Source organism: Streptomyces durbertensis, assembly GCF_014156695.1.
Taxonomy (GTDB): domain Bacteria; phylum Actinomycetota; class Actinomycetes; order Streptomycetales; family Streptomycetaceae; genus Streptomyces; species Streptomyces durbertensis.
The window spans coordinates 17,368-28,162 of sequence record NZ_WMLF01000017.1; the positions used below are offsets into that span (position 1 = coordinate 17,368).

The following is a 10,795-nucleotide window of genomic DNA, read 5'->3' on the forward strand; positions in this document are numbered from 1 at the left end:
CCGCGCGGCACGTCCCAGGTCTGGCTGGGTCTGGTCTGGTCTGGTCTGGTCTGGCTAGGTTGGGCGGAAGCCGGGGTTGTGGACGAGGATGCCGCCGTCGACCGGCAGCGTCACGCCCGTCACCCAGGCGGCGTCGGCGGAGGCGAGGTAGGCGACCGCCGCCGCGATGTCCTCGGGCCGGCCGACCCGCCCCAGCGGGTAGCGGCCCGCGGCCTCCCGCAGCGCCTCGGCGCGGTCGGCCCAGGCCGGGGTGTCGACGGTGCCGGGCGCCACCATGTTCACGCGTACGCCGCGGGCGGCGCTCTGCACGGCGAGCGTCCGGGTCAGCGAGCCGAGCGCGGCCTTCGCGGCGCTGTAGGAGTGCGCGCCGAAGTCCTGGATGCCGTTGACCGAGCCGATGTTCACCACCGCGCCGCGGCCGTCGGCGGCGGCCAGGGACGGCATGGCGGCCTTGGTGCAGCGGTAGGCGCCGTGCACGGTGACGTCGAAGTCCTCGAACCACTCGTTGTCGTCGGTGTCCTCGAAGCGCGCGGCGTCCGGGTGGCAGGCGAACGCGTTGTTGACCAGCACGTCGAGCCGACCGAAGAGTTCCACGGCGCGGGCGACGGCGGCCTCCGCGTCCCGCTGGTCGGTGACGTCGCAGCGCTGCGCGGCGGCGGTACCGCCGGCCTCCTCCACGGCGGCGGCGACGTGCCGGGCCCGCTGGACGTCGACGTCCGTCACGAGTACGGCCGCGCCCTCGGCGGCCAGCCGCCGGGCGGTGGACGCCCCGATCCCGCTGCCCGCGCCGGTGATGAGCACGCTGTGCCCGGCGAACCGGCGCATGGTCGACGTCTCCTCCATCCGGCAAGCGTAGTACCGGAGTTCACGGCTCGCCGCCCCGGCGGACCGGTCGGCGCCGGCCGGGTACTCAGGGTGCTTCTGAGTACCCGCGCGGATACCGCCTTCGGCCGCCGCACGGAACGCTGACGGTATGACCACCACGCCCGCGCAGGCGTCCGCACCGACGCCCCCGCCGAGGTCCGCGGCGACGCCCCCGCCGACGACCGTGCCGACGACCGCCGCTGAGTTGGCCGCCGCGACGCCCCGGGACCGGGAACGCTTTGTGGATCTCCTGCGGGTGGCGTCCCTCGGCACGGTGGTCCTCGGCCACTGGCTGATGGCCGCCGTCGGGACGGGGGCCGGCGGCGACCCGGAGGTGGGCAACCTCCTCGCCGTGCTGCCGGCCCTGCAGCCGCTCACCTGGCTGTTCCAGGTGATGCCGGTGTTCTTCCTGGTCGGCGGCTTCTCCCACGCGCTCTCCTACTGTTCGCTGCGCCGCCGCGCCGGCGGTGCCTCGCCGTATCCGGCCTTCCTGCGGGCCAGGTTGCAGCGGCTGCTGCGTCCGACGGCGGCGTTTGTGGTGGTGTGGACGGCCGGCGCGGTGCTGGTGCAGTCGCTCACCTCGCCGGGGCCGCTGACGGCGGCGACGTTCCGGCTGGTGACGCAGCCGCTGTGGTTCGTCGGCATCTACCTGGCGATGGTCGCGCTGACGCCGCCGCTGCTGCGGGCGCACGAGCGGTTCGGTTGGGGCGCCTTCGGCGCCCTGGTGGGCGCGGCGGCCGCCGTGGACGTGGCGCGCTTCGCACTCGGGCTGCCGTATGTGGAGTTCCTGAACTTCGCGTTCGTCTGGCTCGCCGTGCACCAGCTCGGTTTCCTGCGTGCGGACGGCCGGCTGCGGATGCCGGGCGTACCGGCGGCGCTGGCGGCCGGCGGGCTGGTGTCGGCGGCGCTGCTGGTGTGGCTGGGGCCGTACCCGCTTTCCATGGTCGGCATGCCCGGGGAGAAGGTCAGCAACATGGCACCCCCGACCCTGGCGCTGCTCTGCCACGCGCTGTGGCTGGTGGGCGCGGTGGAGTTGCTGCGCGCCCCGGCGGCCCGGCTGCTCGACCGGCCCCGGGCGTGGCGGCTGGTCGTCGCGGCGAACGGCGTCGCCATGACGGCGTTCCTGTGGCACCTGACGGCGATGCTCGGCGTCTACGGCGGTCTGCTGGCGCTCGGCGTCGGCCTTCCGGAGCCGGCGACGGCCGCCTGGTGGGCGCAGCTTCCGCTGCGTCTGCTGGCCGCGGCCCTGCTGACCGCCCTGCTTGTCACGGCCTTCCGCCGCTTCGAACTGCCCGCGCTCCAGCGCCCGTTCACACCTCCGGCGTCCGGCGGCCCGACGCTGGCGGCGCTCGGCGTGAGCGCCGCGCTGCTGGGGGTGCTCGGGCTGTCGATGGTGGGGCTCGGCGGGCTCTTCGAGGGACGTTCGGCGGTGCTGGTGGCGGTGCCGATGACGGCTCCGGTGGCGATCGGCCTGGTCCTGGCGGGCTGGCTGCTGGTGGAGCGCGCGGGCCGCGCCTCTTCCGCCCGTCGCGGCTCCCCGCCCGTGGACGTTGACCTCAAGCGGACTTGAGGTCCTATGTTGCCCTCATGACCACCACCTGGAAGTCCGAAGAGCTCGACCTCAACGCCTATCTGGACCGCGTCGGCTACACCGGGGAGCACGCGCCGACCACCGCGGCGCTGCACGAGCTGCACCGCCGCCATGTGACGACCATCCCGTTCGAGAACCTGGAGATCCAGCTCGGCCGGCCGATCCCCCTCGACCTGCCCAGCCTGCAGCGCAAGCTCGTCGGGCGGCGGCGCGGCGGCTACTGCTTCGAGCACGTCACGCTCTTCGCGGCCGTGCTCGAACGGTTCGGCTTCGGGGTGGAGGCGCTGCTCGGCCGGGTCCGGTACGGGCAGCCGGCCGGCGCGGTGCTGCCGGAGACCCACGCGGTGCTGCGGGTCACCGTGCCGGACACCGGGAAACGCTGGCTGTGCGACGTCGGCTTCGGCTTCACCGCGCTGGAACCCGCCGAGTTCGTCGACGGCGCCGAGGTGTCCGCCGGCGGCTGGCACTTCCGGCTGGTCCGCGAGGGGCTCTACTGGCTGTGGCAGGAGATCGCCGGGGACGAGGTGCGGGACGCGCACATCACGGCCGACCTGCCGCGCCACCCGGTGGACTACCAGGTCGGCAACCACTACGTGTCGACCTGGCCGCGCTCGCCGTTTGCCGCCCGCCCCTACACGCAGTGGCTCGGCGACGGTGTGCGGCACCGGCTCGACGGGCTTGAGCTGCGGACGGTCCGGCCCGGCCGGCCGGAGGAGGTCCGCCACCTCGCCCCCGAGGAGCTGCCGGAGGTACTGGAGGCGCTGTTCGACATCGAGCTGGACGCCTCCGACCGCGCCGCGCTGGTCGCCCGCGTCGCACGGCTCGCCGAGGAGGACGCCTCCCCGGCGCCCGCCGCTCCCTCCGCCGCGGTCTGAGCCCGCCCGGCCCAGCCGGCCGCGGCATGAGACCACCGCTGCCCGAGGCGGTGGGTCACAGGCAGCCGCGCACCGCCCTGACCAGGGCCTGCGCGCGGGGGTCGGAGGTGACGGACTTCTGGAGTCCGCTGGTCACGTACCCGAAGCCGACCCCCGCCTCCGGGTCGGCGAACGCCAGCGAGCCGCCGCGCCCCGGGTGCCCGAAGGATCCCGGGCCCAGCATCGGCGAGGCCGGCGAGTGCAGCATGTAGCCGAGCCCGAACCGCGTCGACACGACCAGCACCCGGTCGGGCCCGGCCGACTCCTCGCTGCGGGCGGCCGTCAGCGTCGCCGGCACGTACAGCCGCACGCCGTCCACCTCGCCGATCAGCGCGGCGTAGAAGCGGGCCAGCGCGCGGGCGGTCGCGACCCCGCCGGAGGCGGGCAGTCCGGCGGCCCGGTACTCGGGCGCGTTCTCGTCCGGGGCCGGGTCGATCACCGAGAACGCCCGGCGGGTGAGCGAGTCCGGGTCGCCGTAGGCCGCCGCCACCTCGGGCTTCACCCGCACCCGCAGGCCCTGCCCGGCCGGCGGCTCGGGCGCCGCGACCTCGGCGAGCGGACCGACCCGGTGGGCCTGCTCCGGCGGCAGCCCCAGCCACAGGTCGAGCCCGAGCGGCGCCGCCACCTCGTCGGCGAACCACTCGCCGAGCCGCTGCCCGGTGACCCGGCGGACCAGTTCGTCGAGCAGCCAGCTGAAGGTCATGGCGTGGTAGCCGTGCGCGGTGCCCGGCTCCCACACGGGTGCCTGCGCGGCGAGCGCGGCGGGCCCGCTGACCCCGTCGAGCGCCTGCGCCGGACTGAGCGGCACGTCCAGGACGGGCAGCCCGGCCCGGTGGGTCAGCAGGTGCCGGACCAGCACCCGCTCCTTGCCGGCCGCCTTGAACTCCGGCCAGTACGTGCCGACCGGCGCGTCGAGATCGAGGACGCCGCGCTGCTGCAGCAGGTGCAGCACGGCCGCCGCCGGTCCCTTTGTCGCCGAACGGATGATCTGCGCGCTGTCCCGCCGCCAGTCCGTGCCGCCCCACAGGTCGACCACCGGTCGGCCGTCGCGGTAGACGGTGACGGCCGCGCCCCGGTCCCCGCGCCGGGTGAAGTTCTCCGCAAAGGCGTCCCGGACCGGCTCGAAGCCGTCCGCCACCGTGCCCTGGACGTCCACCACGAGCCCCGTACCCCTTGTTCCGCTTGTTGTTCCGCTTGCTGGTTCTGCTTGCTGGTTCTGCTTGCTGGTTCTGCTTGCTGGTTCTGCTTGCTGGTTCTGCTTGCCGATCTTGCCTGATCGTGGCTGCTGCCCGCCCGCTGGTCGCGCCGGCTGTGCGTGCCGGCCGTGCGTGCGGCGCCGGCACCCGGCGGGGCGCCTGCCCACCCCATGGTGCTACGGCCGCGGCAGCGGCACCGAACGGGGGTCGAATCCGTAGGGGAGTTCCAGGCGGTGCCGGCGCAGCAGCGGCTCGTCGGAGAGCAGGTCCGCGGTCGGCCCGTCGGCGGCCACCACGCCCTCGCTGAGGATCACCGCACGCGGGCACAGCTCCAGCGCGTACGGCAGGTCGTGGGTGACCATCAGCACCGTGGTGCCGAGCCCGCGGAGGATGTCGGCAAGCTCGCGGCGCGCGGTCGGGTCGAGGTTCGACGAGGGCTCGTCGAGGACCAGGATCTCCGGGCGGGAGGCGAGCACGGTGGCGACCGCCACCCGGCGGCGCTGCCCGTAGGAGAGGTGGTGCGGCGGCCGGTCGGCGCAGTCCGCGAGCCCGACCAGCTCCAGCGCCTCCGTGACCCGTTCCTCCAGCGCCGTTCCGCGCAGCCCCGCGGCGGCCGGGCCGAACGCGACGTCCTCCCGCACGGTCGGCATGAACAGCTGGTCGTCCGGGTCCTGGAAGACCAGTCCCACCCGGCGGCGGATCTCCGCCAGGTTCTCCCGCGCCACCGGCAGCCCGCCGACCACCACGCGGCCGGCACCGGCGGTGAGGATGCCGTTGAGGTGCAGCACCAGCGTGGTCTTGCCGGCGCCGTTGGGGCCGAGCACCGCCACCCGCTCCCCCGGCCGCACGGTCAGGTCGACGCCGAACAGCGCCTGGTGGCCGTCCGGGTAGGCGTAGGCGAGGCCGGAGACCTCCAGCGAGGGGCGGCGTCCCGGCACGTCCGGGGAAGGTCCGGGCACGTCCGGGGAGGGGTTGCTCGTCACAGCAGCCATCCCAGCAGACAGAGCACCAGCGCCGCCAACGGGAGCGCCGCCGCGCCCGCCCACTGGGCGGTGCCCGCCGTCAGCCGGTCGATCACCGGCATCGTGCCCGTGTAGCCGCGGCTGAGCATCGCCAGGTGCACCCGCTCACCCCGCTCGTACGACCGCACAAAAAGCGCGCCCGCCGACTTCGCCAGCACCGCCCACTGCCGCGGCCCGCGCGCGGTGAACCCGCGCGACGCCCGGGCGATCCGCATCCGCCGCAGCTCGTCGGCGACCACGTCCAGGTAGCGGATCATGAACGCCGCGATCTGCACCAGCAGCGGCGGCAGCCCGAGCCGTTCCAGGCCCAGCAGCAGCTCCCGGATCTCGGTCGTCGCCGCGAGCAGCACCGAGGCGGCCACCCCCAGCGTGCCCTTGGCCAGCACGTTCCACGCCGACCACAGGCCCGACTCGCTCAGCGACAAGCCCAGCCACTCCACCCGCGGCCCCTCCGCCACAAACGGCAGCAGCACGGCGAACGCCACGAACGGCACCTCGATCAGCATCCGGCGCAGCCAGAACCCCGGCGGTACCCGGGCCGCGACGGCGACCGCGACGAGCAGCAGCGCGTAGCCGCCGAACGCCCACACCGCCGCGCGGGGCGTGGCCACCACGACCAGGACAAAGGCGAACACCGCCACGATCTTGCAGTGCGCCGGCAGCCGGTGCACCGGCGAGGAGCCGTGCCGGTAGAGCTTGTGGGTGTGGCCGGTACTCATCCGGCGTCCGGGGCCGATCGACTGTCGCCGCGGTCGGAGCCCCGGCTTTCCCGGCCGGCGCCGTTCGGGCCGGCGCCGGTGGTCGTCGCCGACGGGACGCGGTCGCGGTCGCGGCGGCGGACGAGCAGCAGCACACCCGTGCCGACGGCCAGCGTGGCGCCGACGCCCAGCACCCCGGCGGTGCCGCCGGAGAGCAGCCCGTTGTCCACGTCCCGCAGCTCGTAGTCGGCCAGCGGCGAGTCGGCGAGATCGTGCTCGCGCTCCCGTTCCATGATCCCGTGGTCGGTCGACACCCGCTCCAGACCGTCCAGCTCCTGCGACGCGTAGAAGCTGAGCACACCCGCGCAGAGCAGCGACGCGGCGAGTCCCGCGAGCCACACCGGACGCGCCGACCGCCGCCCCGCACCGGCCGCGCCGGCAGCCTCAACCGCGTCGGCCGGGGCTGCTTCCGCACCCGCCGCGGCAACTCCCGCACTCGCCGCGGCAACTCCCGCGTCCGTCCGTGTCGTGCGCAGGACCAGCGGGCGGCGCAGGTCGCGTGCGCCGTGCACCAGGTCGGGCCGGACCGCCAGCACGGCGCCGACCGTCATCGCCGTGATCGCCGCCTCGCCGAGCCCGATCGCCGCGTGCACGCCCACCATCGCGGCCAGCACCCGCCCCAGCGGGACGTCGGCCGTGCCGCCGATCGCGAAGAGCCCGGTGAAGGCGACCGCCGCCGCCGGCACCGATACCAGAGCCGCGACAAACGCCGCGATTCCCACCGAACTACGCCCACGCGGAAGGGTTTTTGTTAGAAGTCGGAAGAGCGGGTACGCGACTAGCACCGCCACCACACCAAGGAGGGTGATGTTGACTCCCAGAGCGGTGAGTCCACCATCTGCGAAGAGCAGGGCCTGGATCAACAGCACGACGGAAAGACACAACACCGCCGTGTAGGGGCCGACGAGGATCGCCGCGAGCGCCCCTCCCATGAGGTGCCCGCTGGTTCCGGCCCCCACCGGAAAGTTGATCATTTGCACGGCGAAGACAAATGCCGCGACGAGTCCGGCAAGCGGCGCGAGACGGTCGTCCAGCTCCCGCTTGGCGCCACGTAGCGACACGGCGACCGCGCCCGCCGCGACCGCGCCGGCCGCGAGCGACACGGGTGCGTCGAAAAAACCGTCAGGGACATGCATGGCGGTTTCTGCTTCCTCTCCGTCGACGACCTGTCCGGCCACGACGGCCGGGCACCGTCGACAGTCAGGGGTCGACGGACGGGACCGCACCTTGCTACCGGGCGCGCGGCGATGACACAACCGTGTCCCACCGGCGGGCCGTCGCCCTCACTCCGCGGTGAGGCACCTCACACAGCGGTAAGGCTAACCCCGGCCGCCGCTGGCCGTCTTCGAACACGGAACGGGGACACGTCAGAGGAGCAGTCATGCCCACAACGATCACCCACCGAGTGCGTGCCGAGATCGTCGCCGAGGCCGCCCGGCGCTTCACGGCCCGTCTGCGCTACGACGCCTCCGATCCGCACGCCGTGCGTATCGTCTTCCCCGCCGCCATCTCCCTCGACGGCACCGAGACCACCTGGGCCTTCGCCCGCGACCTGCTCGCCGACGGCCTCCTGGCGCCTGCCGGCGCCGGTGCGGTACGGATCTGGCCGGGCGCCCCCGGCGAGCTGATGCTGGAACTCGGCGCGCCCGAGGGCGTGGCCGTCGTCGCCCTGGACGCGGCCGACGCCGCCGCCTTCGTGAGGGCGTCGCACGCCGTGGTGCCGCCCGGCGAGGAGCTGGGACGTCTCGACTTCGACGAGGCCCTGGCCGGCCTGCTCCGCAGCGCCTGACCCCGGGGCGGGCCCGGCTCCGCGCGCCCGCCCGGGCGCCTCAGCCCTCGCGTCTGCCGTCGGGCCCTCGTGCCTGTCGTCACGCTCTCGTGCCTGATGCCGCGCGGCCTCGTGCACTACCCGAAGGCCGCTACCCGAAGGCCCTGGACGCGAACCGCCGGACCACCCGCAGGGGGGTACGCCCACTGCCCGCGTGGACGCTCGGGTCCTCGCGCACCGAGAGCGCCGCGTACGCCAGCTCCGCCAGCTGCGCCGGCGCCTCCTCGACGTAGAGCCAGAGCAGCGCCGGACCCAGCAGTGCGGGCCAGCGCTCGTCCGCCCGTTCAAGCCTGTCCCAGTGGACGCGGCAGCCGGCGCAGCCCGCCAGGTGCCGACGGAACTCCCAGTCGTCCTGCTCTCCGACCACGCCCCGCACGTACGCCGGCATGCTGTCACGGCGCGCGGCGCACTCCGGAGGCTGCGCGCCCTCCGCGGGCTGGGCCCGCAGGTGCTCCCGGCGCGCGTTGTCCCGTGCCCGGCGCAGCAGTGCCGCGATCACATGGTGATTGCTTTCCAGCAGACGGGCGACGGCGGCGGGCGGCAACTCCTCGGCCTCCGCGAGCCACAGCGCCGCCAGCTGCCGCCGCGGCAGCGCCGCCAACACCCGGACGGCGCGGCGCAGCTCCCCGGGAGATCCGGCGCGTCCCGAGCGCGCGGACCGCTCGGCGGCCGGCGGGCGCCGCACGGCGTCCGCCAGAAGCTCGGACAGCAGGTCGAGCGCCGCTGGCGAGAGCGGCTCCCGCCACACCCGGAACACCGCCTCCGCCACCAGCTCCTCCACCGCCGCGTCGCCGAGGGCCGCGTCTTCGGTCGCCGCGTCGCCGGTGGCCACATCGCCGGTGGCCGCGTCGCCGACGCTCCCGCCGGCGGCCAGTCGTCGCTCGGCGAGTGCGAGCAGTCCGGCGCGCTCGCGCCTGACCGCCTCGGCGTACCGCTCGGCGTCCAGCGTCCGGGACGCCGACGTGTCGCGGGCTTCCGGCATGGGGGCTCCACCTCTGCGGGGTCTGACTGCGTGGGGTTCTGGTGCCGCGAGCCGCCTCGGCGGCCTGACGCCCGTGCCACCCGACCCGCGTCCCCTACCCCGGAAGGCGGCCCGGCGACGCGGTCACGACGTCCGGCATACAAGAATCATATGAGGCATATGCCCGATGTGCCCCGATGAGAGGCTTTTCTGTGCCGCAGCTCACCGACCCCGCACGACGGCACGGGGCCGGCTCACACGTCACACACCCATCGCCGAGCCCCGCCACTGCTGCGCGGGGTTGTTCGGGTCGCAGTCCCAGATCACCAGCGGGGTGTCCCGGCCCGAGCCGTTGTTCAGCGGTGCGAGACACCGCTGGGAGTGCAGGCTCCTCAGCAGGCCGTTCGGCAGCCGCTCCCACCGCTGGTTGCCACCGTCGTGGCAGTTGTTGAGCCCGATCCTGGTCCCGTTCTCCGTCCGGGCGAACTGCACGTCCATGCAGCGGTCCAGCGCCCTGATGGTCCCGTCCGGGTGCAGCCTCCACGCCTGCGCCACGGTGCCGTTGCAGTCGTACAGCTGGATCTGGGTGCCCTCCTTGGTGCCGGCCCCCTTCACGTCCACACACCGCCCGGACTGCACGCCGACGATCTCACCGGTACCCGGGGCCGGCCGCGTACAGCTGAGCCGCGCGTAGAGCTGCCAGAACGTACCGTTTGTCGTGTAGCCGTAGGCCTTGCCCACGCGGCGGCACGTGTGCGCCGGATAGCCGGCCTGCGCGGCCAGGTAATAGGCGCCGTTCCAGGCCGCCTCCTCGGCGATGTTGTACGGACCGTGACCGATGCCGATGAACTCCTGCGTGGTGGAGGAGGCACCGACCGGCGCCGGCGCCTTCTCAGGGGCCGCCGGCGCGGCCACGGCGGTGGCCGGCATCAGCAGAGCGGCGGCTAACGCCAGCGCCACGGTCACCAGACGGGACAACTTCACGGATCTTCCCCTCACTTCGAGCCGAACGGGTCGGCGGAGTCGGACACGGCCGGACGGCCGCGCGGAAGTCGTGCAGAACGCGTACGGAACCACACCGATCAGGCCAGTCCCCACAATGCGGAACCTGCCGACCAGAGCACGCAGATGTTATCCACGCACACCCGTCCCACAACCCGCCGAATTCAGCCGACTCAACACCCCATGACCGGATACACCCCACTCCCCTCCCCCACAGCGCTCACCGGACTCCCGATCAGTCCACTCAGGCCACCGGCGTCCCGACCCGCAGCCGATTGCCGTCCGGATCGCGCAACTCCACCTCCCGCGCCCACGGCAGCTCCGCCACCACCATTCCGAACTCCCGCGCCACCGCGTCCACATCACGCACCCGGAGATAGACGAGGCCGTCCGGCCGCGCGTCCCCCTCGTGCTCCGACAGGAACAGCCGCACCTCGCCCCTCGCCACCTCGGCGAACACCGGAAAGCCGGGCTCGAAGCGGTGCTCCCACTCCAACGCGAAGCCCAACCGCGCGTACCAGGCCACCGCGACGGCCGCGTCCTTGACCCGCAGCACCGGAACCGCCTGCTCCCCCACCACGCCACCCCACCCTTTCCGGACAACCCCCGCCGAGTCGCCCATTACCACATCTTCCCTACCGTCACGCACCAAGATGTAC

General features: G+C 74.0%; 11 protein-coding genes. 3 read left to right on the top strand and 8 right to left on the bottom strand.

Features of this window, described 5'->3' with window-relative positions; translation table 11 throughout:
* Positions 1 to 54: 54 nt before the first annotated feature.
* Positions 55 to 825, bottom strand: a complete 771-nt coding sequence (locus tag GL263_RS02275; protein WP_182853841.1) for an SDR family NAD(P)-dependent oxidoreductase — start codon at positions 823 to 825, stop codon at positions 55 to 57.
* 223 nt (positions 826 to 1,048) lie between these two features.
* Here GL263_RS02275 and GL263_RS02280 point away from each other — a divergent pair, with 223 nt between their 5' ends.
* A complete protein-coding gene (locus tag GL263_RS02280; protein WP_182853842.1) occupies positions 1,049 to 2,434 on the top strand; it encodes an acyltransferase family protein in 1,386 nt (461 codons plus the stop codon).
* 17 nt (positions 2,435 to 2,451) lie between these two features.
* Positions 2,452 to 3,330: an arylamine N-acetyltransferase family protein gene (locus tag GL263_RS02285; RefSeq protein ID WP_182853830.1), complete on the top strand. Its 879-nt coding sequence runs from the start codon at positions 2,452 to 2,454 to the stop codon at positions 3,328 to 3,330.
* Positions 3,331 to 3,385: 55 nt separating this feature from the next.
* On the opposite strand, the gene GL263_RS02290 is transcribed toward GL263_RS02285, so the two are convergent.
* From GL263_RS02290 to GL263_RS02305, 4 genes are all read right to left on the bottom strand, one after another.
* Positions 3,386 to 4,528, bottom strand: coding sequence for a serine hydrolase domain-containing protein (locus GL263_RS02290; RefSeq protein ID WP_182853831.1), 1,143 nt, complete (start codon positions 4,526 to 4,528; stop codon positions 3,386 to 3,388).
* Between the two features lie 213 nt (positions 4,529 to 4,741).
* The gene (locus GL263_RS02295; RefSeq protein ID WP_182853832.1) at positions 4,742 to 5,557 is read right to left on the bottom strand and encodes an energy-coupling factor ABC transporter ATP-binding protein; all 816 of its coding nucleotides are present in this window, start codon (positions 5,555 to 5,557) and stop codon (positions 4,742 to 4,744) included.
* Positions 5,545 to 6,306 carry a cobalt ECF transporter T component CbiQ gene (gene cbiQ, locus GL263_RS02300; protein ID WP_182853833.1) on the bottom strand — a complete coding sequence of 254 codons (762 nt, stop codon included), beginning with the start codon at positions 6,304 to 6,306 and terminating at the stop codon, positions 5,545 to 5,547. The genes GL263_RS02295 and cbiQ overlap by 13 nt, the downstream gene beginning before the upstream one ends.
* Entirely contained in the window at positions 6,303 to 7,481 is a 1,179-nt protein-coding gene (locus tag GL263_RS02305) for an energy-coupling factor ABC transporter permease (RefSeq protein WP_182853834.1), read from the bottom strand. The genes cbiQ and GL263_RS02305 overlap by 4 nt, the downstream gene beginning before the upstream one ends.
* A gap of 245 nt (positions 7,482 to 7,726) precedes the next feature.
* Between GL263_RS02305 and GL263_RS02310 the strand changes: the two genes are divergently transcribed.
* Positions 7,727 to 8,134, top strand: coding sequence for an SsgA family sporulation/cell division regulator (locus GL263_RS02310; RefSeq protein WP_182853835.1), 408 nt, complete (start codon positions 7,727 to 7,729; stop codon positions 8,132 to 8,134).
* A gap of 130 nt (positions 8,135 to 8,264) precedes the next feature.
* Here GL263_RS02310 and GL263_RS02315 read toward each other — a convergent pair whose 3' ends face one another.
* The 3 genes from GL263_RS02315 to GL263_RS02325 all read right to left on the bottom strand — a co-directional run bounded on the left by GL263_RS02315 (position 8,265) and on the right by GL263_RS02325 (position 10,716).
* A complete protein-coding gene (locus GL263_RS02315; RefSeq protein ID WP_182853836.1) occupies positions 8,265 to 9,155 on the bottom strand; it encodes a zf-HC2 domain-containing protein in 891 nt (296 codons plus the stop codon).
* A gap of 240 nt (positions 9,156 to 9,395) precedes the next feature.
* The gene (locus GL263_RS02320) at positions 9,396 to 10,118 is read right to left on the bottom strand and encodes a ricin-type beta-trefoil lectin domain protein (protein ID WP_182853837.1); all 723 of its coding nucleotides are present in this window, start codon (positions 10,116 to 10,118) and stop codon (positions 9,396 to 9,398) included.
* Between the two features lie 262 nt (positions 10,119 to 10,380).
* Positions 10,381 to 10,716: a glyoxalase superfamily protein gene (locus GL263_RS02325; RefSeq protein WP_323379216.1), complete on the bottom strand. Its 336-nt coding sequence runs from the start codon at positions 10,714 to 10,716 to the stop codon at positions 10,381 to 10,383.
* Positions 10,717 to 10,795 lie beyond the last annotated feature (79 nt).